At 46.6% G+C, this 21,379-nt stretch carries 20 protein-coding genes; 12 read left to right on the top strand and 8 right to left on the bottom strand.

Features of this window, described 5'->3' with window-relative positions; all coding sequences use genetic code 11:
- Window positions 1-13: 13 nt before the first annotated feature.
- Genes AB4Y93_RS15780 through AB4Y93_RS15770 form a run of 3 tightly spaced genes read right to left on the bottom strand, consistent with a single transcriptional unit; the run spans window position 14 to window position 1,617 of the window.
- The gene (locus tag AB4Y93_RS15780; RefSeq protein ID WP_441893527.1) at window positions 14-727 is read right to left on the bottom strand and encodes a hypothetical protein; all 714 of its coding nucleotides are present in this window, start codon (window positions 725-727) and stop codon (window positions 14-16) included.
- A 45-nt stretch (window positions 728-772) separates the two neighbouring features.
- Entirely contained in the window at window positions 773-1,360 is a 588-nt protein-coding gene (locus AB4Y93_RS15775) for a hypothetical protein (protein ID WP_441893525.1), read from the bottom strand.
- A 17-nt stretch (window positions 1,361-1,377) separates the two neighbouring features.
- Window positions 1,378-1,617: a DUF6199 family natural product biosynthesis protein gene (locus tag AB4Y93_RS15770; protein ID WP_441893523.1), complete on the bottom strand. Its 240-nt coding sequence runs from the start codon at window positions 1,615-1,617 to the stop codon at window positions 1,378-1,380.
- A 202-nt stretch (window positions 1,618-1,819) separates the two neighbouring features.
- On the opposite strand from AB4Y93_RS15770, the gene AB4Y93_RS15765 reads away from it, so the two are divergent.
- Genes AB4Y93_RS15765 through AB4Y93_RS15750 form a run of 4 tightly spaced genes read left to right on the top strand, consistent with a single transcriptional unit; the run spans window position 1,820 to window position 5,889 of the window.
- The gene (locus AB4Y93_RS15765; protein WP_441893521.1) at window positions 1,820-3,376 is read left to right on the top strand and encodes a spore germination protein; all 1,557 of its coding nucleotides are present in this window, start codon (window positions 1,820-1,822) and stop codon (window positions 3,374-3,376) included.
- A gap of 20 nt (window positions 3,377-3,396) precedes the next feature.
- On the top strand, window positions 3,397-4,488 hold the full coding sequence (locus AB4Y93_RS15760) for a GerAB/ArcD/ProY family transporter (protein ID WP_441893519.1): 1,092 nt from the start codon (window positions 3,397-3,399) through the stop codon (window positions 4,486-4,488).
- Between the two features lie 8 nt (window positions 4,489-4,496).
- Window positions 4,497-5,666, top strand: coding sequence for a Ger(x)C family spore germination protein (locus tag AB4Y93_RS15755; RefSeq protein ID WP_441893517.1), 1,170 nt, complete (start codon window positions 4,497-4,499; stop codon window positions 5,664-5,666).
- 1 nt (window position 5,667) lies between these two features.
- Window positions 5,668-5,889, top strand: coding sequence for a hypothetical protein (locus AB4Y93_RS15750; protein WP_441893515.1), 222 nt, complete (start codon window positions 5,668-5,670; stop codon window positions 5,887-5,889).
- A 64-nt stretch (window positions 5,890-5,953) separates the two neighbouring features.
- Here the strand turns inward: AB4Y93_RS15750 and AB4Y93_RS15745 are convergent, their stop codons facing one another.
- Window positions 5,954-7,441 carry a methyl-accepting chemotaxis protein gene (locus AB4Y93_RS15745; RefSeq protein WP_441893513.1) on the bottom strand — a complete coding sequence of 496 codons (1,488 nt, stop codon included), beginning with the start codon at window positions 7,439-7,441 and terminating at the stop codon, window positions 5,954-5,956.
- A gap of 151 nt (window positions 7,442-7,592) precedes the next feature.
- On the opposite strand from AB4Y93_RS15745, the gene AB4Y93_RS15740 reads away from it, so the two are divergent.
- The 8 genes from AB4Y93_RS15740 to AB4Y93_RS15705 all read left to right on the top strand — a co-directional run bounded on the left by AB4Y93_RS15740 (window position 7,593) and on the right by AB4Y93_RS15705 (window position 15,199).
- Complete coding sequence (locus tag AB4Y93_RS15740; protein WP_441893511.1) at window positions 7,593-7,988, top strand: winged helix-turn-helix transcriptional regulator; 396 nt, start codon at window positions 7,593-7,595, stop codon at window positions 7,986-7,988.
- Window positions 7,989-8,166: 178 nt separating this feature from the next.
- Window positions 8,167-8,799, top strand: a complete 633-nt coding sequence (hxlA, locus tag AB4Y93_RS15735; protein ID WP_441893509.1) for a 3-hexulose-6-phosphate synthase — start codon at window positions 8,167-8,169, stop codon at window positions 8,797-8,799.
- Between the two features lie 4 nt (window positions 8,800-8,803).
- On the top strand, window positions 8,804-9,355 hold the full coding sequence (gene hxlB / locus AB4Y93_RS15730; protein WP_441893507.1) for a 6-phospho-3-hexuloisomerase: 552 nt from the start codon (window positions 8,804-8,806) through the stop codon (window positions 9,353-9,355).
- Window positions 9,356-9,522: 167 nt separating this feature from the next.
- Window positions 9,523-10,671, top strand: coding sequence for a glycosyl hydrolase family 8 (locus AB4Y93_RS15725; RefSeq protein ID WP_441893505.1), 1,149 nt, complete (start codon window positions 9,523-9,525; stop codon window positions 10,669-10,671).
- A gap of 121 nt (window positions 10,672-10,792) precedes the next feature.
- A complete protein-coding gene (locus AB4Y93_RS15720; RefSeq protein WP_441893503.1) occupies window positions 10,793-11,653 on the top strand; it encodes an AraC family transcriptional regulator in 861 nt (286 codons plus the stop codon).
- A gap of 108 nt (window positions 11,654-11,761) precedes the next feature.
- Window positions 11,762-13,351: an extracellular solute-binding protein gene (locus tag AB4Y93_RS15715; protein ID WP_441893933.1), complete on the top strand. Its 1,590-nt coding sequence runs from the start codon at window positions 11,762-11,764 to the stop codon at window positions 13,349-13,351.
- Window positions 13,352-13,370: 19 nt separating this feature from the next.
- Window positions 13,371-14,336, top strand: coding sequence for an ABC transporter permease (locus AB4Y93_RS15710; RefSeq protein WP_441893501.1), 966 nt, complete (start codon window positions 13,371-13,373; stop codon window positions 14,334-14,336).
- The gene (locus tag AB4Y93_RS15705; protein WP_441893499.1) at window positions 14,330-15,199 is read left to right on the top strand and encodes a carbohydrate ABC transporter permease; all 870 of its coding nucleotides are present in this window, start codon (window positions 14,330-14,332) and stop codon (window positions 15,197-15,199) included. Before AB4Y93_RS15710 ends, AB4Y93_RS15705 begins: the two co-directional genes overlap by 7 nt.
- A gap of 57 nt (window positions 15,200-15,256) precedes the next feature.
- On the opposite strand, the gene AB4Y93_RS15700 is transcribed toward AB4Y93_RS15705, so the two are convergent.
- The 4 genes from AB4Y93_RS15700 to AB4Y93_RS15685 form a co-directional block, all read right to left on the bottom strand.
- The gene (locus AB4Y93_RS15700) at window positions 15,257-17,848 is read right to left on the bottom strand and encodes a GH116 family glycosyl-hydrolase (RefSeq protein WP_441893497.1); all 2,592 of its coding nucleotides are present in this window, start codon (window positions 17,846-17,848) and stop codon (window positions 15,257-15,259) included.
- Between the two features lie 153 nt (window positions 17,849-18,001).
- The gene (locus AB4Y93_RS15695) at window positions 18,002-18,841 is read right to left on the bottom strand and encodes an NAD-dependent epimerase/dehydratase family protein (protein ID WP_441893495.1); all 840 of its coding nucleotides are present in this window, start codon (window positions 18,839-18,841) and stop codon (window positions 18,002-18,004) included.
- Between the two features lie 28 nt (window positions 18,842-18,869).
- On the bottom strand, window positions 18,870-20,093 hold the full coding sequence (locus tag AB4Y93_RS15690) for an enolase C-terminal domain-like protein (RefSeq protein WP_441893493.1): 1,224 nt from the start codon (window positions 20,091-20,093) through the stop codon (window positions 18,870-18,872).
- A gap of 188 nt (window positions 20,094-20,281) precedes the next feature.
- Window positions 20,282-21,250 carry a Gfo/Idh/MocA family protein gene (locus AB4Y93_RS15685; protein WP_441893491.1) on the bottom strand — a complete coding sequence of 323 codons (969 nt, stop codon included), beginning with the start codon at window positions 21,248-21,250 and terminating at the stop codon, window positions 20,282-20,284.
- Window positions 21,251-21,379: the final 129 nt, after the last annotated feature.

Raw genomic sequence — 21,379 nt, 5'->3', positions numbered from 1 at the left:
GGAAGGCCTTTTTTTATTTCATACTCTCTACGACTTTCATGAGATCTTTTTTACTTATATGGCTAAGCCATCTCTTATGACCAAGAGTTACCGTGTAGTACACCCCGTCTTTAAGGAATCGAGACTCGTATCCAGATTTCACTTTCATCGGGTTAGTAGGCATGTCGTGCATGATAGATTTTGATTCATTTGGCTCAGCTTGGATGAGGACATATTTATCATCGGCCGCATCTTCGTACATCAATTTAATACCTTCACCGATAATCTTACCTTGAACCGTATTGACGTCAAAAGGAAACTCTCCTGGTACCATTACATGCAGGTCATAGCGGGTACGATAATCATTTACGGTTTTATTTTCGTTCATAAAAGGATTAGCCGCATCGCTAATCGTCTCGATATGTGTAATATGATCCTGTTTAATAGTGAGCTTCCAAATAAACGCTATTCGCTCACCTTTTACCCCCTCGTCGTCCCAGAAATAAGCGACGAGGATACGTTCCCCTTTTATCGGAGTTGGAAGTCCTGTTACTCCTCGAATAGGACTGTCTTCACGAATTTCGGGCATCTTCGCGTCATGATTAAGGTAACTTTGGGCTAATTCATATTTGTGAGCCAATAAGGCTTTTGTGAATTTATCGATGACATCTTCCCCGGGCTTTGCCTGAGTTAATTGTGCAGGCACAAAAAGCATCACAGAGATAACAACTACTAAGATCCATTTCATCCTAACAACCTCCCTGGTTAACTTACCCAGATCAGCATGTGTCTATTATTCCATCTGGAAAACAATTTCCGTGCCTGTTGGTTTCTTTTTCAATGGCTTCTCATACTCGCTGAACACGAAAGTAATTCCTCCAAGATCATCTGGAAGAGCGGGTGAAACAACAAATCCGTAAGCTGCATGACCACCTGAGCTTGTTCCTTGATCGATCCGGCAGTGATAGCCTTCTCCCAGCTCTAGTTCGATATGGGTGTGTTTATTCTGTTCTTGATCATCCCCATGGATACTAAGGTAGACGACGCTTGCGTTCTCATACTGCCTAATGCCAGATAACGTATAGATAATTCCATCTCTCTCCACATACCGAAGAACAGGCAAATACTTACGGAAGCCTGATGGGTCTACTACTGGCAGAAAATGCTCCTCATTCATTAACAGTCCAAACAACGATTTCAAGAAATCCTCATGCAAATGATAACGGTCGGCCCAGCTCTCAATACTCTTGAAGGGCGGATACCCCGGATTCTGATTCGAAATCTCTCTTCGTTCTTCCAGCAAAGAACAAATCTGCTCATCAATCTTGAATAAGCGTGCATCATAGTGGTCCGTTGGCCTTTCCATAGGCAATCTTCTCATCCTAATCACCACTCCCTCTATCCATTCAGCTTGCCCAAATCACCGGTAATCAGAATGTAGAAACCCCAGCCGAGAACGAATACCGCCCCAAATCTGCTTAGAAAAATATAATTGTCACTGGGTTCCGATTTGCCATCCATAGCCCAGCCATGCTTCATGTGCCAGCTTAAGGACGGGAAGAACCACCCTAATACTCCTGCAATAATGAATATAAGCGAAATGAAAACTACTATGTCATCATCCCCTTTACCACCCAAATAAGGCCTTCTCCGATCTTGTTTGACGGGGAAGGCCTGAATCAACTTTCAATATAATAGATTCGAGGTGAAATAGAAATATCAAAATATTGATATTTATATCGTTTTTTTAAGCATTTTGTGGAGTCAGGCTTAAAAGGGGATAAAAAGATTGAGCAGCTCATTCTGAATAGGACAATCCAATTCTGCAAAAAGTAAATTTATGAGAAAATCTAGACTCTTCCGTATGGGAAACACAAGAACGGCTCAAATCAATGAGAATCTTAGGCAGAACAAGGAACAGCATCCGCTCTTTTCTAGTCTGGATCAGAACAAACAGCAGCTGGCTGCCGTTTATTTAAGCTGTTCCGATTTTATCATTCGTTCCTTCCCTGTTGGGGAAGCGAAACAGGCGGCTGTCTTTTATATCGACGGGCTAACGGACACAGCAAGAATCGAGCAAACGGTTATTCTGCCGCTAATGAGTTTCAATGGAGAAGTTTCTTCGATTGCTTACTTAGCCGAACATCTCGTTACTGCCGCCTCCTCGAAGTTTCTAACTACCTTTGAGGACGCCATTAAGTATTTATCGATCGGAGAGCCTGTGCTGTTCTTGGACGATGAGCCCCGGGGTATCGCATTTGGTTTGAGCAACTGGCAAGCCCGGTCCATCGAAGAGCCTTCCGCTGAATCCGTTGTTAGAGGCCCAAGAGAAGGCTTCACGGAAACCTTACGTGTGAACACGTCTCTTATCCGCCGGATCATTAAAAGCCCCCTGCTGAAAATGAACTCCATCCATCTCGGCGAGTATACGCAGACAAATGTCATCATTACGTATATCGACGGCTTGGCAGCCCCCGAACTGCTGAAAGAGGTTGAGCGGCGCCTGGAACATATACAGATAGACGGTATACTGGAAAGCGGTTATATCGAGGAATTAATTGAGGACAGCCCGTTATCACCATTCCCGCAAATTTTAAGTACGGAAAGACCAGATGTGGTCTGCAGCAACCTTCTTGAAGGCCGAATTGCAATATTGACGGAAGGTACCCCCTTTGCTCTTATTGTTCCGGTAACCTTCTTTTCCTTTATGCAGTCGGCCGAAGATTATTATCAGCGGTTTCTGTTCAGTACGGCAATCAGGTGGCTAAGGTATTTCTTCGGGGCAATCTCCCTTCTGCTGCCTTCCATCTATGTAGCTCTGCTCACTTTCCATCAGGAGATGGTTCCGGGATCTTTATTAATCAGTATGGCAACCTCCCGTGAAGCTGTACCTTTCCCTGCCCTGGTTGAAGCGCTGCTGATGGAGATTACCTTTGAAGCTTTACGGGAAGCTGGGGTTAGACTGCCGAAGCAGATCGGTGCTGCCGTTAGCATCGTGGGGGCGCTCGTCATTGGGCAGGCAGCGGTTCAAGCTGGTCTTGTATCGGCTCCGATGGTTATTATTGTTGCGATTACTGGCATCTCTTCCTTCATGATCCCTCGTTATGTAACCGGATTGCCCATCAGGCTGCTGCGCTTCCCGTTTATCCTGCTTGCAGGCTCGCTTGGACTGCTTGGCATTATGTCAGGTTTTATCGCTTTGATTCTCCATCTGTGCAGCCTGAAGTCCTTTGGTCTGCCGTATATGTCCAGTGTGGCCAGAAATGAACTGAGGGATATTCTCGCAAGGTCTCCTATGTGGATGATGGATAACAGGCCCGAACTATTTGGAACAACGAATAAATACCGGCAGGCTCCCGATCAAATGTCTGACCCGGGGCAAGACAAGAATGACTAAGCAAAGGCATGGTGATGACAATGGACAATGGAAAAATCACTTCATTTCAAATGTCGCTTCTGATGTACTCGGTTATATTAGCAACCGGGTTTATTACCATCCCCGTCATTTCTGCCCAATACGCAGATAATGACTTCTGGATTACGCCTATCATTGCCTTATTATCAGGGGGAAGCGTTATTGCAATTGCGATAAAACTCCACCGGTTATACCCTAACAATAATCTAGTTCAATATGGTGAACGGATTATCGGGAAGGTGCCGGGAAAAGTGCTTGGTCTCATTTACTTTCAGTTTTTTGTAATGACTGCCGGACTTGTCTCCAGAGAATATGCCGAATTTGTTACTGGCAATTATTTATTTAAAACCCCGATGTTTTTTCTTGTTATATCAATGGTTCTGCTTGCTGCATTTGCTGTGCGCGGCGGGATAGAGCTGCTGGTTAGAAGTGCGGTTTTGTTAACCCCGCTCTTTATTTTGCCGTTATTTTTTCTCCTGTTATTAATACCTGATTTCGAGATTAGCAATATCCTGCCGTTCATGAGCCGCGGATTAACCCCGGTTATGAAGGGCTCTCTGCCGCCTATATCCTGGTATGCGGAATTTCTAATGATCGCCTTTTTCCTGCCGAGCGTTATTGATCAGGAGAAAACGGTGAAGTACAGCCTTCTTTCTCTCATAGCTGTTGCCGCCAGCTTGACTTATGTATGCCTGATCGCGCTGTTCATACTCGGGCCTGATACTGCCAACAAAGTGTATCCGGTGTTAACAACGTTTCGATACATCTCCCGGGCTGATTTCTTTGAGAACCTGGAGGCCTTGCTTCTAGCTATGTGGGTCGTTGGTAATTTCATTAAGATAGCGGCCGTTTATTACGTTGCGGTCTTATCGTTTACTTCTTGCTTTAATATAAAGGACTACAAGCCTTTTGTGTTTCCAATCGGCATTCTGATTGTCATCCACTGTTTTTGGGATTTCCCTAGCTACTTCAGACTTGCTGGTTTCCTTCACAATGCCGGTATATTTCACCTCGCTACCTTCTTGCTCGCTGTTCCTTTCCTGCTTCTGATTATTGCCTTATGCAGAAAACAATGGAGTAAGCTGGTCTCATGAGGAGGATCATGATCCTTACAATCCTGCTTGGGACATTGCTTTTGCTTAGTGGATGCTGGGATCGGACAGAACTTAATGATCTTGCGCTTGTATCGGCTACGAGCTTTGACAAAGGGGAGAACAATAAGATCCTTATTACCGTACAAGTCATTATTCCGCAAAATCAAGGCGGAGGGCAGCAAAACATTGGGAGCGGAGGAAGCGGTCCAAAAGCAACTACCAGAACGGCAGAAGGAAGCAATATCGCGGATGCCCTGTCCAAGCTGCAACGCAAGATGCCAAGGAAATTGTTTTGGGGACAATGCAAAATTTTCATATTCAGCGAGGAGCTTGCGAAGATGGGTATTCGTGAAGAATTTGATTTTCTCATTCGGCATCCACAGCCCCGTGAACGTGCCTATATGATGATCAGCAAGGGAAAATCAGCAGAAGCGCTTGAATTGATCCCTCCTATTGAACGTACATCTTCGGAAGCTTTAAGAGAGATATCTAATTTACATAATGGCCTGCATATTACGGTCGAGCAAATGAGTATAGATCTGAAAGGAGATTCCGGGGTAACCCTCCTCCCCTTGGTCTACATCTTACCGCCGTCCAAGCTTGCGGATAAACCAACTCAGACTATCCCTTATATGAAGGGGGCAGCTGTGCTGAAGAAAGGCAAGCTGATTGGGGTTCTACCGGAAAAGCTGCTAAGGGGAATTTTGCTTATGGCAAATGAAGTAGGGGAATACAGCGTTACCTTCAATGTTGGCGACGAGCAGAAACAAGTGTCCCTAAAGCCCGTCAAAACCAAAGTACGCATGATCCCGCATATTGAGGGGAATATCTGGTCGATGACCGTTAAGGTGAAATCAGAGGGCAGTATTATTCAGAACAATACGAATATGGATCCGATGAAGCCGGAACAGCTGGAAAAGATGAAAGAGGCTTTTCGCGAGGATATTAAAGACCGGATTGAGTCTGCTCTCTTTTATATGCAAAAAAATTTGAAGACGGATGCTGCTCATTTCTCCAGAGAATATCAAAAAAAATATCCAAAGCAATGGGAGCAGGTAAAGGATCACTGGGATGAACAATTCCCGAAGGTTCATGTCTCGGTTGACGTCAAGACTGATATTAAAAAACCAGGCTTAATTAATGCTCCCGGCGGAATGTCGCTTGAAGAGGTAGAGTAACATGAGAGTGCAATTTATCATGTTGATCGCCATAGGGACCATCCTGATTATTTGGCTTGAATGGCAGAAGCTCAAGAAATGGGGTTCGAAAGAAAAAACGGTATTTTTCTTTCTACTGGCTGTCCTTTGGATCTTTCTCTTCCTGGACGTTCCTAACACACCCGGTACGCCCACCTTGATCGAATTTCTGTACAAGCCCTTCAGAAGCTTGGCAGAAAGGTAACGTAAGTTAGAAAAGCCAATGAAGCCGACCCGTTTCATTGGCTTTTCTATTAAATGCTTAATGCTTATAAGAACTTGGGCATAGCCTTCTGTTCCGTCATCTCATTCAAATTGGAAGTCAGCTTGTCCAGCTGCAGGAAGCTCTCGACTACCTCAATAATGCGGCTGTCCTGCGTCGTCATACTTGCGGACATCTCTTGAATAGCCGCCATATTTTGCTCCGTTGCACTGGCGATGGTCATGATCTGATCCGTTATTCTTGTGTATTGCTCCTGCAGCTGCTCAGCTGAATGATCGACTTCGGTCGAATGGCTCTCCAGTTTATTGGCATCTGCTCTCAAAGCTCTCATCACATCGGCTACTTTGCGGGTTGCAGCCGTACTGCCAATAACCGATTGCTGCCCTTCGAGCACCTGCTCTGCTGCCCGGATCGTCTTCGAACGGATGCTTTCGAGAATTTGCTCAATCTGTTCTGTAGATTGCTGAGAAGTTTCCGCCAGCTTGCGGATTTCATGTGATACAACGCCAAATCCTTTGCCATGCTCACCAGCACGAGCAGCTTCGATTGCTGCATTTAAAGCCAGCAAATTCGTCTGCGTTGAAATATGCTTAATGGTGGCGACAATCTCACTTATACTCGCATTTTGCTCCCCTAACTCATTCATAAGCTGGACCRACGAATCAATCGATTCGTTGACCCGCTCCATTTCTTGTTCAAGCACCGTTGTTCCATCGCTTCCAGCCTTCGTCAGCACAGCTGAGCTTGCCGAAATTTCTTTCATTTCGGTAGAGCGGTCCGCGAGCGAGGATACGGATTGCTCGATGTAACGGATCGATTCGCTAATATCGGTAATGCTGGAGGTCTGAGCCTCCATACTGGAAGTAATCTCTGTGAAGGCGGAGGTTACTTCTTTAGAGATCGATCCGGTTTTCGTCATATTCGTCTTCAGGTTGGTGCTAAACGTACTCAGCAGGGCTGCCGATGAGGAGACTTGGCCGACCAGCTTAAGCGACCTGTTGTTGTCCTGCATCGCTTGTTCACCTTGCTTGATAATATTAAGTTGCAACCGCTCGCTGAACTTAGTAGAGACGTACAAAGGTACGGCAACCATAGCCAAATACATAAACATTGTTGTTGGGGCATTATCGCCAAAGATCTCCGACTTGTCAGGGCTAATGTAACAATAAACAGTTAGAAGGACACCCATTAGTCCGGAGAAACCGATAGCCCTGGAATTACCATACAGCGTCATAATGGCAAGATTCACATACACCAGAAAATAGGTTGTAATAATCGGACCAGTAAGCAGTAATAATAAGGTCAGGATCGTTACGATAGCGGAAATAAAATACATAATGTAAGTCGTTAACCAGTGTTTGTAGACAAATAATGTGGTCGTGCCGCATGTAATTGTTCCTACAATACACAACATGATAACGGAATCCATTCCCGCCCCTGTTAACAAATCAACCGCTATACCCAGAATAAGCATTCCCCAGATAATGTTAACGAGTAATTTGTTACGGCGGTGTAGGGTTTCCATATACTCCATAAGTTCTCCACCTTTTTTTACCATAATATAGGCAATAATTTTGATAATATCATAAATCGCTATTATTCGACATCCTCTTTTACAAAGTGGACATAGCCTCCATAATCCTGTAATCTATTGTGACACTATAGCAACATGGAGGTGTTCGACTGTGGCGAAAGATATCCGTTCCCGAATTGAAGTTGATCAAATTAACTGTGAGAAAGAATTAACCCTCGCGTTAATCGGAGGCAAGTGGAAGCTTATTATCCTCTGGCATCTGGGTATAGAAGGCACGAAGAGATTCAGCGAGCTGCAGAAGCTCATTCCCCATATCACGCAAAAAATATTAACCAACCAGCTTCGTGAGCTGGAAGAGGACCAGCTTGTCGAGCGGACCGTTTATCCGGTTGTTCCCCCTAAGGTAGAATATAAGCTGACTCCATACGGAGAAAGTCTAGTCCCAATCCTGAAGCTGATGTACAACTGGGGCAAGCATTATGGCGAGCAGGTACTAGGCAAAATTTCTGATTCCGAACCTATTCCCCTTCAAGCAGCAGAAAAATAAATTAAAAGATTCGTATCACAAATGGGCAGACTCCGCATGGGGTCTGCCTTTTTGCTTGTTACAGTTTCCTACAGGATACCGACTTACTTGAAAGTGCGTACTTCCTTAATTTTCGGTATCGTCCTACTATGAACTCATCCCTAACAACAACATTTATATTAAAGGAGAGATTCATCATATGGAACTTCAATTAGCACTGGACTTGGTCAACATCCCTGAGGCAATACAAGTGGTTAAAGAGGTAGCCCCTTTCATCGATATCGTAGAGATCGGGACTCCTGTTGTTATAAACGAAGGGCTTCGCGCTGTGAAAGAAATGAAAGAAGAATTCCCATCCCTCAAAGTACTCGCTGATCTGAAAATTATGGATGCTGGCGGTTATGAGGTTATGAAAGCTTCTGAGGCCGGAGCAGATATTATTACCGTACTTGGCGTATCCGACGATTCCACCATTAAAGGTGCTGTGGAAGAAGCACGGAAGCAAAACAGAAAAATCATGGTCGACATGATCAATGTGAAAGATATTGCTGCACGTGCAGTAGAAATCGACAGCCTTGGCGTTGATTATATCTGTGTACATTCCGGCTACGACCATCAAGCAGAGGGTAAAAACTCGTTCGAAGACCTGGCTACGATTAAACGTGTCGTAAAACAGGCAAAAACAGCAATCGCAGGCGGCATTAAGCTTCAGACATTGCCTGAAGTTATCAGCGCACAACCTGATCTTGTTATTGTTGGCGGCGGCATTACAAGTGCTGGGGACAAACAAGCAGTAGCCGCTCAAATGCAGCAGCTGATCAAACAAGGGTAATACCATGAATACGCTCATTTCAACATCGTCCATTATTGAGGAGTTGGAGCGGACGCTTCGACATATTCAGCCAGATCAGATCAAGCAGCTTGCCAAGCAGCTCTCGGAAGCGGAGAACATATTTGTGGCTGGGGCAGGACGATCGGGGCTGATGATGCGGGCATTCGCGATGCGCCTGATGCACATGGGATTCCGTGTATATGTTGTCGGCGAGACCATAACACCAGGTATCTCTAAAGGAGACCTGCTTCTAGTTGGCTCGGGATCGGGGGAGACGAAAAGCCTGACGGCGATGGCTTCCAAAGCGAGCAGCATTGGCGCTTCAGTAGCAGCCATCACAATTGTGCCGGAATCCACTTTAGGCGCATTGGCTTCTACAATCGTCCAGATTCCAGCTGCTACCAAAGAAAGCACGTCCGCCAGCTCCAGGCAGCCGATGGGCAGCTTGTTCGAGCAAAGCCTGCTTCTGCTGCTGGATACGGTTGTGCTAAACCTGATGGAGAAAAATGAACTTCAAGGGGCGGCTATGTTCAAGATTCACGCTAACCTCGAATAAGAACGGCAAAAAAACTCAGCATTCTTCCTCCCGTTATACAACGGATGGAATGGATGCCGAGTTTTTGTTATAAAGAAAATCTATACTTTCTAATGAAAACGCTTTAATTTATATGGCTTTGAATGTGCTAAGATCGACCTGTAGAAGCTGAATGGAGGGATTTTTCTATGAAGACAGATGTACATAAAGGGGCTTTTTATACAGGGGAATACCGGAATCTATTCGAGGAGATTGGGTATTCGGAAGAAGCCGTACAAGGGAAGCTGAAGCAGGCATGGTCCGATCTCCTTGGCGATAATTCAGAGGTCCAAATCTATTATCCAATGGGCGACGATAAAGGTTATTTGCTGGATACCGGCAACATAGATGTGCGGTCAGAGGGCATGTCCTACGGGATGATGATGGCAGTTCAAATGAATGACAAGGAGATCTTCGACCGGTTGTGGAATTTCTCCGTCACCTATATGCAGCACAAAGAAGGCCGCTACAAGGATTATTTCGCTTGGCATTGCAAGACTGACGGAACTCGTCTTTCACAAGGACCGGCTCCAGATGGAGAAGAATTTTTCGCATTGGCCCTCTTCTTTGCCACTAACCGCTGGGGAGATGGTCCCGAGCCATACAATTATTCGGAGCAGGCAAGACGAATCTTGCGGGCATGCGTACATCAAGGTGAGGATGGAAACGGCGGAGATCCGATGTGGGATCCAGCAACAAAGCTGATTAAGTTCGTTCCGGAGTCATTATTTAGTGATCCTTCCTATCATCTTCCCCACTTCTACGATCTGTTTGCTCTATGGGCAGATGAAGAGGACAGGCCATTCTGGAAAGAGGCAGCTAAAGCAAGCCGGGCTTACCTGCATACTGCGTGTCATCCCGAGACGGGACTTTCACCGGAGTATGCGAATTATGATGGAACGCCTGCAGCGGTTCAGCGTCATGGCGACTTCCGGCATTTCTACAGCGATGCTTACCGCACAGCAGCCAATATCGGCTTAGACTGGGCATGGTTCCGCGAAGATCCTTGGCAGGTGGAGCAGTCGAACCGGATTCAACAATTTTTCCGCAACATTGACGTTAATGATTATCGCCGCTATACGATTGACGGCAAGCCTTTCGAGGAGCCGGCGCTGCATCCAATCGGCTTGCTTGCGACGAATGCGATGGCCTCGTTAGCAGCAGATGGACCCGATGTGGAGCATTTTGTTCAGTTGTTCTGGAATACTCCGCTGCGCACAGGAGAGCGCCGTTATTACGATAACTGCCTGTACTTCTTCAGTCTGCTGGCGTTAAGCGGCAGCTACAGGATCTATTAATATCACTCCTACTAGCCCTAGAAGATAGCATTCTATGCTACAATAAACGGGATAGTCGACTAGAAAACTAGAGACATAGCAGCTACTACTGCTATGTCTTTTTTTGTGGGGTGAAACAAATATGAAGGATTACGGTCATGAATTTGCAGACATTTTTTATTACACACCAAATGAATTTGAGAAGCTTGGCGGGCTTTGGCCGCTTCGCACAGGACATAATATCGCGAAGGCMAATTACAGCGTTGGGCCGAGGGTAATAGAATGCTTTTCCTTTCATTTTGTGCTTAACGGAACGGTCACGTTATCCAGTTTGGGAGAGACGATTACGCTGACGAAAGGAAGTATGTTTTGTCTGTTCCCCGACGTGAAGCATAGCTATTGGGTTACGCAATACGACCCCGATTCCCCGCTGCAGATGCACTGGCTAGCCTTTAATGGTGAACAAGCGGAGCTGTTAGTGAAGAGACTTGGAATAACGGAGCATAGACCGTATTTGCGCAACCGGCTCACAACCGAGCTCACCAATCAATTAAAGGCTTGTATGGAACGGATGAAAACACCTCAGAAGGATGGAGATTTGCAGCTGCAGATGAAGCTATACCAGTTGTTTGAATTACTGTCGCGTCCGCTTCCAGAAGTTCTGGAAGACAAGGATTGGTTAAAAGCCTGCCTGCAATATATGGAGACACATTATGCAGAAGGCATCACCGTCACCGACATTGCTCAATTGACCGGCATGCATCGCTCTCATCTGTCCAGCAGATTTAAACATAGCTTTGGAATGAGTCCCCGTGAGTATTTAATAAAGCTCCGTATGGAGCGCGCTGAGGAAATGCTGCATAACCGGACGTTATCGATTACGGAAATTTCACTGTCGCTTGGATATTCGGACTTGTATACCTTTTCCCGAGCTTTCAGCACCTATTATGGGATGTCGCCTTCCCATTACCGCAGCACCCCTAACAAAATGTTAAATCGATGACAACGAAATGTTATTTCTATTTGCTGCAGCTTAATTTATGCTAAATCCAGCTCATAAAACCAACTATATGGCTTTGAATACTTTGTTTTAAAGGAGAATGTTGTAATGATGAATAACCATCGAAGTAAATTAACCGTGTCCGCTATGATCGCACTTAGTCTGACACTTGCAGGATGCAGCTCTAGTAAGGACAGTAATAACACGAATAACAAGGCTGACGAGGCTTCCGCAGATGCCGTTAGTGCAAGTGGTTTTCCAATTGTACAAGAACCTATCAAGCTGAAGATGTTTTCACGTATCGCTCCTGTAAATGGTCCTTTCAAAGACATGCCTGTGTTTCAGGATTACGCCAAGCTCAGCAACATCCAGGTGGATTTCACCGAAGTGCCTACGGACGGCTTCCAGGAGAAAAAGAATTTGCTGTTCGCAGCCAACGAGCTTCCGGATGCCTTGTTCCGCTCGGCTCTCACTTCTCTCGAAACGATCCGTTACGGATCGGCTGGTCAATTAATTCCGCTTGAGAACCTGATTGACAAATATGCACCAAACTTCAAAAAGCTGATGGAGCAATACCCTGAAATTGCACCAGCTATCACTACTCCGGAAGGTCATATTTACGCGCTCCCAACTGTCGTTACCTTAAGTGCTGCGCGGACAGACAAGAAATGGATTAATCAAGCATGGCTGAAAAAACTGAATTTACAAGAACCGCAAACAACAGAAGATCTGTATAAAGTGCTGGTTGCCTTCCGCGATCAGGATCCAAACGGAAACGGCAAGCAGGATGAAATTCCAATGACTGCACGCGCAAGCAGCGGAGTTGGTCTAGGTCTGCCTATTCTCCCTATGATGAGCGGCTCCTTTGGCCTCGATTCTCAGCTAGGCTATAACATTAATCTGGATAATGACAAAGTCGATATCTGGATGGGTAATGACCGCAACAAGGAGCTGCTCCAGTATTTGAACAAGCTCTACAGCGAGAAGCTGCTGGATCCCGAAGTATTCTCGCAGACAGAAGCACAATACCTTGCTAAGCAAGGGTCAGGCGCCGTTGGCTTCTTCTTTGATCAAACGAATAATTCCTTCCTGCCTATCCAGGATCAATATACAGGAATTGCTCCGCTCAAAGGTCCGCATGGCGATTGTCTGCAAAGTCAAGGCGCGTCTGTTCCGCGGGATCTAGGATCATTTGCCATCACATCGGTCAACAAGTATCCGGAAGCTACTATGCGCTGGATTGATTACTTCTACGGCGAGGAAGGCTCCACTCTGCTCCGATTCGGTAGAGAAGGAGAACATTACGAGCTGAAGGACGGCGTTCCGTATTATACGGAGGAGTTTTTGAACACAGGAAATCAAGGGAAAATCACACCTTATGCCGGTGGGGGAGCTCCTCACCTAATCAGCGAGAAGGTAGCTTCCTTTATTAATCCTCCTCAAGTACAAGAGGCTCAAACGAAGCTGGATCCTTACATGCCAAAAGTCCGCTACGCAGCTCCGATGTTTGACGAGGAAACCGCAAAGAAAGTAGATGTGCTTCGCAACGACATCGATAAGTATTACGAAGAGCAGAGTTCCAAATTCATTACTGGTGCACTCAGCTTTGATAAGTGGGATGATTTCCAGTCTACTCTCAAGAAGCTGAAAATTGACGAGCTTGAGAAGCTGTACCAGGATGCTTATGATAAAATCAAGTAATTAACCGAGGAGGGCGCTTATGAATTCGGCGCAGACTAAAAATCCGACCATCGTTTCTTCCCGCAGCCGCGTCATACGCGGCTCCCGGCTGTTTAAACAGATCGCCAGACGATATGACCTTTACTTAATGCTTCTTCTGCCTATCGTCTGGTATTTCATTTTTCAATACGGACCGTTATATGGGCTCCAAATCGCCTTTAAAGACTTCAACCCGGCAAAGGGAATTGCGGGCAGCAGTTGGGTAGGTTTTGAGCATTTTACGCGGTTTTTTGATTCGTATTATTTCTGGAGGCTGCTGTGGAATACCGTTTCTATTAATCTATTCTCACTGCTGATTGCCTTTCCGATTCCGATATTGCTGGCACTCATTATTCAAGAGCTTCCAAGCAAAGGCTTCAGCAAATGGCTGCAAAATATTACGTACCTTCCACATTTTATTTCGGTTGTTGTTATTGTCGGCATGCTGCAATTGCTGCTGTCTCCCAAGAGTGGCCCTGTCAATGGGCTGATCGAGGCTTTTGGAGGCACGCCAATCCGCTTTCTTGAGGAAGCCTCCTGGTTCAAGCCCATCTTCATCAGCTCGAATATTTGGCAGAACATGGGTTGGCAGTCGATCATGTATATTGCAGCCCTAATCGGCATCAATCCTCAGCTGTATGAGGCTGCCAAGATGGATGGGGCTTCCCGGATGCGGCGCATTTGGCATATTTCCTTGCCTGGCATCGTTCCGGTCATTGTGATTTTGCTTATTCTTGATATCGGCCATTTCATGAATATTGGCTTTGAGAAGGTGCTGCTCATGCAAAACAGCTTAAATATTGAAAAAAGCGATGTCATCTCTACGTTTGTCTATACAACGGGCATTCTCAAAGGGGAGTACAGCTATACGGCCGCGATTGGACTATTTAATTCGGTCATTAATTTGGTGCTGCTGCTGGTGGTCAATCGTTTGGCACGCAAGCTGTCGGAGACGAGTTTATGGTAAGGGGGGAGCGGTTATTTAACGTAGTTGTCTGTGCATTAGCCGCGATAATTATCGTCATTGTGCTTTATCCCCTGCTATTTGTGGTCAGCGCTTCGGTCAGCGATCCAGCGAGGGTGCTAAGCGGTGAAGTATGGCTGCTGCCAAAGAGCGTTACGGCTGAGGCTTATACGGAAATTTTCCATAACAAAGAAGTGTGGCTCGGATATCGGAATACGATCGTGTATACGGTAGTTGGCACCGTTATTAATATCATCATGACCATCTTGGCGGCGTATCCGCTGTCGAGGCCCGATCTTCCCGGACGAAAAATATTGATGCTGTTCATCACACTTACGATGTTTTTCAGCGGTGGCCTTATTCCAACTTATCTGCTGGTCAAGGATCTGGGGATGGTCGATACGATGTGGTCCCTTATCGTTCCCGGTGCGATCTCTACCTACAATCTGATCGTGATGAGAACTTATTTTCAATCGAGCATACCTTGGGAGATCCAGGAGGCAGCCCATATCGATGGCTGCTCGAATTGGCGGCTGCTGCTGAATATTATTTTGCCGCTGTCAAAGCCAATATTGGCCGTAATGATTTTGTTCTATGCAGTAGCACATTGGAATTCGTTTTTTAACGCGCTTATTTATATGCGCGACGAGTCGCATTACCCGCTTCAGCTTGTTTTACGTGAAATATTGATGTTCAGCCAATCTGCTGCTGCGGACGGCACTGTCGGACTGGAAGATAAGATCCTGCTGGCCGAGAGCATCAAATATGCGATTATTATCGTCTCCAGCCTGCCTGTCTGGATCATGTATCCTTTTGTGCAGCGGCATTTTGTTAAAGGGGTTATGATTGGTTCGATTAAAGGATAAAGACGAAAGCCCTGATCCATCAAGATATCTTGATGATGATCAGGGCTTTTTAATCAATTAATGAACTAGTTTCAGGACGACAGACTGCTGCGCTTGAAGAATCACTTCGTTTTGAAAATGCACGGTGTTTTCAGAGATTGTGAAGCCTATCTCTTCATCACCGATATAAATATGATTGATTTCGGACACAGCTAGCTTAAGCGCTTTTAGATTCAGCTTGCCAGCTAATACCTTTACGCTCAAACTGTCTGCTGACATCTCGAATATGCCCCAGCCCTGGTCGAGCGACCAGAAGGTCCGATACTCGCCTTCCATCATTTGAACGGGTTGAAAGCCGATCATCCCTTGGACCATATCGAATTCAAATCCGCTAAAAGCATGGAGCAACGAGTAGCTCGCCATGGACCGCGCATAGTTGCTGCCGCATTCGATCTCATTCCAAGGGTTACGTTTCTCCCCGTCATAACGATCTCGAATCGCTGATACAATTGAAAGGCCTTCTTCAACAAGACCCTCTTGAATCATATGCGAGGCCGCTTGATATTCAAAGCCTGTCATCGTCTCCGAGTTATAGGTCAGCGGGATCGAGGGCTTGCTGGTTCCCTCCGGCCATGTACAAATAACGAGACCTGCTTCATCATTCAGAGAGTATAACCGCCATGTGTTAGCTTCATTTCTCATGCTTGATTTAAAATTATGCCGATATAACGATTGCAACGCCGTGCGGGTTTGTGCCTTATCGAAAATCTCTCCAAGCCCACATAAGTTGGCATGCCACTGAGCGATAACCTGGTCGATCACGCAGCCGCCTGCGATCTGGTATTTGATTTCCTCCAGCTCTTCATTCCAATAGCCTTGTACAGCTTCGCTCCCGAATTGCGTAAGAAGCGTTTGATCGGATAAATCCACTCGCTGTGCATAATACGAACCGTTAAACAGATGCTGATCTGCCCATTCTTTTCCCTTATTAAACATTCGATTATAGGTTTCAGCTGTGTCCAATTCCCCTAAGAAGGAAGCCATCTCGAAACCCGCCTTCAGTGCTGCGAGATAAAATCCAGTCAACCAGGAGTTAGGTCCATAGAGCTCCATATCAAGGGTATGGTGCTGTCTCCCCTCCAAAACCCCTTTTTTCAAAGGATCCCATTGATCAACGTTCGTATCTGCCCACGCATATTCAATGGAGTTCCTTATCGTAGACCAATTCGACATTAACCACTCTGTATCGCCGGATATTTTCCAATCCCGATACGCTTTAATAACGCCGCCGAATTGACCATCCGCACAAGCATGATAGTGCTGTTGTTCCCGGCCAACGGGCAGCATGAGTCGAAATGTCATACGGCCATCTGGGCGGCTGTTATAGCGAAAATCGAGATCACGCATGCTTCTTTCCAGCTTTGGAAACAGAAACGGCAGCGCATAGGCGTAGTTCCACACATGCGTACAAGAGCCTTCACAGGAGCCGGTATCTTCCGTCACCCCCTCGAATCCATAAAAGGAGCCATCCGTCAATCGCAAGCAGGTCGCTGACTTTAGCACGGATAAATTAGCAGATATAGCTTCCTTGACGACCTCGGGTATAGTGGAAGAAAACAGTGCCTCTTTAAAGGTTAATGTTTCTTCAAGAAGGCGATCCCAGTGCTCTAACGCATATTTTCCGCTTGCCTCAGCATTTTTGAATAACGAAGCATAGTAATGTCTCCAACTGTTAGACCCGTCCACTTGCGGATTCCAAAAATTGACCATATTCGGGAAGCTCCAGCTGATCGTAAACCTGACCTTCCCTTTCTCGCCAGGATTCAGGGTAAAATGTGCAGCAAGTGTAGCCGTATCCTTATGTCTCTCGCTAGGCGGCATCTCTTCGGTATATGTTCTATTATTCAGTGGTCCAGGCTTCGCAAAATCATGCCAATACATTTCCAGCGCATCGCACCATCCACCGCGATACCAGAAATCTTGATGACTAACTTCATCCGCATCCGTAGCAATACATATATCACCATACTGCGGATAATCCTCTCCGTATTGCTTGGAGGAAAGTCCCAGCGTATGTATTTTGTGACCCGTCTCACTCACCGATTCTTGATATCGATGGATGACCCTCTCCGTAGGAATTGGGTTCCCTACCGACAAACCGATCGTATAGGTAATGGGCTCCTTACTGGTATTTTCGATCTCCCATTCGAAGAAAGCAGCAGGAATACTCGAATCCTGATCATTAAGAGGGATAAAGGGATTAAAGGCCAGCAGTTCCACCCGTCCGGGAAACGAAGGGTCTGCGAACGTCATTCCTGCCAAAGGAAATTCTCCCCTGAATTCGGTCTCTCTAAAATGCGGCATGCCAGCCATCGTCTGGCTTTCTGGTCCAAAGCCATATCCGCTGTACCACGGACCTCCCCTGATGTGCTCTCCTATGTATGGTGCCTGCAAATCCCCATTCAGAATCCTGGCGTCTAATAGACGTCCTTCTTGCTCCGCTTTAATAGCAAAATGACTAAAGCCATTAAAGCTCTTTTTATTCGGCCGATTAAAAATCTCCCAATCAATCAGCCTCCCATTGCCGGAAAGCCCGATGCTGCCGCTGCCAATCCCACCAAGGGGGAAAGAGATTTCTCTCGTTTTTGCACCTTTATAAACCTTTTTCATCTCAAAACTCCTCTCACAATCCAATGAAGTATGAAGAGAAAGTTGCTAATGATTCTATTATAATGGGCTCTATTAATTAGAAAAACCTTACAAATGAGAGATCATGACAATAAAGCCAGGACCTCTGCTTAAGAGAGAAGTCCTGGCTTAAGTTTAATTTATCGTATCCGCCCAAGAATGCTGCGGCTTCCAGCTGAGCACCCGTTGAGCCTCCATGTTACTTACAAGAGCGGTCCGTTCCGGGAAGGCGTCACGTAAATCCTTCACATCGGGGTAGAACTGCTCAATGAGCTGCTCTGTGCGGAGATCACTAAGCGTATCGCTGCTTGTAATATTGAGGCAGATCGCGCCTCGATCCTCAACCTTAAGCGAAGCCATACAAGCGCTGACGGCATCCCGGATGTCGATATAGCTCCACATAATATTTTTGAAGGCCTCCGGTGGTCTAGCTGCAAGATGCTTATAATCCTCTGGCTTGGTAATCATCGAGAAACGGAGGGAGATAATCTGCATCCCATTGCGCCGATCGAACATGGAAGCCGTAAGTTCATTTACAACTTTAGATAACCCATAACACTCCTGTGGCTGCTGCGGATGCTCCTCATCAACTGGTAAATAGTCCGGCGAGAACGGTGTTGGTGCCCAAGCAAAGCCATAGGAGGATTCACTGGAGCCAACTACTACTTTACGAATGCCGAGAAGCGATGCTGCCTCGAGAATATGATAGCTGGACACCACATTATTAGCGAAAATATACGGGTACGTATGGCCAAGCGGAGCTGGAATGGCTGCCAAATGGATAACCGCGTCAGCCCCGTGAAGGGCAGATACGACCTGCCCGAAATCATTCAGATCCACTTTGATCTGCCTGCACTTTAATTCATTCGAACGCTGTGTATCAAGCGAGGTAACAGCATAACCCTCTTGCAGGAGCTCCTTAATAAGTGCCGTGCCCAGCTTGCCGCTGCCGCCTGTCACTACAATTGTCTTCATGCGATTACACTCCTATTATCTCATATTGTTATGGGCGAACCAACGTACCATCTGCCTTGCGGTCAAGCTGATAGGGATTAAAATAAACCGATCGGCTCCAGCCTTCTCCAAGCAGCTGCTGCGCTTTCAGCTCATCTAGTTCAATGCCAAGTCCCGGCTTTTTTGACGGATAAAGGTACCCGCCTTTCCGCTCAATGTGCCCCGCGAAAGCATCCTGCTCCTCCGGCCGGAAATGGTTTACTTCCTGAATGCCAAAATTCCAAATCGCCATATCGAGGTGCACAGCCGCCGCTTGGTTGACAGGGTCATTTTCCCCGCCTTCCTGCCATGCGGTTCGAACGCCAAACGCTTCTCCTAAGGCAGCAATTTTACGGCAGGCACTTATCCCTCCTGCCTTCGAGACACGTACGCGAATAAAATCAATCAGCTGCTCCTTGATCAGCTGTATCCATTCCTGTGGATTGACGAATAACTCGCCGACAGCTTGAGGTGTTGCGCTTTGCTGCCGCAAATGGCGATACCATCCGATCTGTTCTGGTGCTAACGCATCCTCAAGGAAGAACAGACTATACGGCTCAACCCGCTTGGCTAGCTGAATGGCATTAACAGGTGATAGATGCTCATGCACATCATGGGTAAACTGAACGTTCATCCCAAACTCATTCCTTAGCTGCTCGAACATATTCGGGATCGCGTTCAAATAAGACTGCTCGTCGAATACCGGACCGCTGCCCCATGCCTGCTGAGGAAGATTCGCCTTATCCCGATCGATAAAGCCGCCGCCTCCGTAACCTCCCATTTGAACACGGATTACGGTATACCCCTCTTCGATGAACTTGTGTACATCTTCCTTCAGCTCGCCAATATCCTTCCCTCCCGCATGGCCATAGCATGGAACCGCTGCCCGGCATGCACCGCCAAGCAGCTGATAGACCGGCAGGCCGGCTTCTTTTCCTTTTATATCCCACAGCGCCATATCAATACCGCCAATCGCCGTATGAAGCAAAGCGCCGTTTCTCCAATATCCACTCATATACATCGTCTGCCACAAATCCTCTATATTAGCGGCTTCTTTGCCGATTAACAGAGGGGCAAGCAATTGCTCAATAATCTGCACGACCGCTTCCGGGTTATACACATCCGATGCAGAGCCAAGCCCATAAAGTCCGTCCTGGTCCGTCATGACTTTGACGATGGTCCAAGCCCCATTTTTGCGGGTACGAATACATTTGATTCCTGTAATTTTTGCCATCCTATTGCCCTCCTCATGTCGTGCTTCCTACCATTCTAAGCCCGTTCACAAGCACTCTAAATGAGACATATTTAAACTTTCTGTCGCAATATTGGCTTCTTTCGCTCCAGCTATGTTTACGCGCTTTCCAAGACACGCAAGAAAAATGGGCTGGCGCAAAGGTCTTCCTTTGCTCCAGCCCATTTCATTTATCTCTTCAGCGGCTCATAACCGGCTGCTTGATAGATCATTTCGCTGAGGCGCACCACTTTGAGTGCGAACTCGCCAGGAACGAGTACTTCATGACGGCCGAGGATGGCGTCGATGAAGCTTTTATCTTGGTTGGTGACGGGTTCGGGCAGCTCTGGCACGATGGTTTCTTTGCCCATACGACGGAGTGTGATCGTACCATTGTCGTAGAAGATCCCGCCTTCCTCTCCGCAGAAGGCAAACGTCTCATGCCATCCAGGCGCATACCCAACGAAATTCAAACTAGCAATAGCACCTTCCTCAAACTTGATCGAAGTAAAGGAATCAATCTCAACCGGAGCGCCATGGCTATTAATCCGCGATTGAACGTCCTCAGGAGTCAGCCCGGTTGTCCATAGCAGCACGTCGATAATATGGCTTCCCGAATCCATCAGGAACCCGCCGCCGGATAACGACGGAATCTGCCGCCAAGTATCGGTTGTAAGCTGGTACCACTCTTGGAACAGCGATGCCGTTACGGAAGTAACCTTCCCGATCACTCCACTTTGGATCGCATCCCGGATGTACAAAAACTCTGGCTGAAAATGCCGCTGGTACGATACCTGCATCACTTTCTCCGACTGCTTAGCTTTCTGAATCAGCTGCTCAGCTTCCTCCGATGAGCAGGTCATCGGCTTTTCAATCAGAACATGCAAATTATGATCCAACACATCATAAGCTTGTCTGAAATGAAGAGTATGCGGCGAACAGATGACAACGGCATCAAGCTCCCCTTCTTCCAACATATCCTCATAGTCGGAGAACAACGTGGCATCCTGCAAACCAAATTTCTCTACAAAAGCAAGGCGGTTGCTTTCGCTTGTATCCGCAAGCGCCGTAATCTGAACTTCAGGGAGCTCCAGCAGCTGTTTCGCATGCCAGCCGGCAATACCTCCTGTGCCAATAAATCCAATCCGAATTGTACTCATCACATACAGCCTCCCAACATTAATAGCCATACCTCTGTCTGCACTCTAGTAAGCGCTTACCAATCTATTTTATTTGTCCATAAGCTTGTGTAGTACGCTAATAATACGCCAAAAAGGAGCCAGATTCCT

Origin of the sequence: Paenibacillus sp. YAF4_2 (genome assembly GCF_052113225.1) — a bacterium.
GTDB lineage: Bacteria > Bacillota > Bacilli > Paenibacillales > Paenibacillaceae > Pristimantibacillus.
This window is presented reverse-complemented; position numbering and strand designations above follow the sequence as displayed.

Excerpts from the sequence above, each read along its gene's own strand:
- AB4Y93_RS15780 (WP_441893527.1), bottom strand. The coding sequence starts at position 727 with ATGAAATGGATCTTAGTAGTTGTTATCTCTGTGATGCTTTTTGTGCCT.
- AB4Y93_RS15775 (WP_441893525.1), bottom strand. The coding sequence starts at position 1,360 with ATGAGAAGATTGCCTATGGAAAGGCCAACGGACCACTATGATGCACGC.
- AB4Y93_RS15765 (WP_441893521.1), top strand. The coding sequence starts at position 1,820 with ATGAGAAAATCTAGACTCTTCCGTATGGGAAACACAAGAACGGCTCAA.
- AB4Y93_RS15760 (WP_441893519.1), top strand. The coding sequence starts at position 3,397 with ATGGACAATGGAAAAATCACTTCATTTCAAATGTCGCTTCTGATGTAC.
- AB4Y93_RS15755 (WP_441893517.1), top strand. The coding sequence starts at position 4,497 with ATGATCCTTACAATCCTGCTTGGGACATTGCTTTTGCTTAGTGGATGC.
- AB4Y93_RS15750 (WP_441893515.1), top strand. The coding sequence starts at position 5,668 with ATGAGAGTGCAATTTATCATGTTGATCGCCATAGGGACCATCCTGATT.
- hxlA (WP_441893509.1), top strand. The coding sequence starts at position 8,167 with ATGGAACTTCAATTAGCACTGGACTTGGTCAACATCCCTGAGGCAATA.
- hxlB (WP_441893507.1), top strand. The coding sequence starts at position 8,804 with ATGAATACGCTCATTTCAACATCGTCCATTATTGAGGAGTTGGAGCGG.
- AB4Y93_RS15725 (WP_441893505.1), top strand. The coding sequence starts at position 9,523 with ATGAAGACAGATGTACATAAAGGGGCTTTTTATACAGGGGAATACCGG.
- AB4Y93_RS15715 (WP_441893933.1), top strand. The coding sequence starts at position 11,762 with ATGAATAACCATCGAAGTAAATTAACCGTGTCCGCTATGATCGCACTT.
- AB4Y93_RS15710 (WP_441893501.1), top strand. The coding sequence starts at position 13,371 with ATGAATTCGGCGCAGACTAAAAATCCGACCATCGTTTCTTCCCGCAGC.
- AB4Y93_RS15705 (WP_441893499.1), top strand. The coding sequence starts at position 14,330 with ATGGTAAGGGGGGAGCGGTTATTTAACGTAGTTGTCTGTGCATTAGCC.
- AB4Y93_RS15700 (WP_441893497.1), bottom strand. The coding sequence starts at position 17,848 with ATGAAAAAGGTTTATAAAGGTGCAAAAACGAGAGAAATCTCTTTCCCC.
- AB4Y93_RS15695 (WP_441893495.1), bottom strand. The coding sequence starts at position 18,841 with ATGAAGACAATTGTAGTGACAGGCGGCAGCGGCAAGCTGGGCACGGCA.
- AB4Y93_RS15690 (WP_441893493.1), bottom strand. The coding sequence starts at position 20,093 with ATGGCAAAAATTACAGGAATCAAATGTATTCGTACCCGCAAAAATGGG.
- AB4Y93_RS15685 (WP_441893491.1), bottom strand. The coding sequence starts at position 21,250 with ATGAGTACAATTCGGATTGGATTTATTGGCACAGGAGGTATTGCCGGC.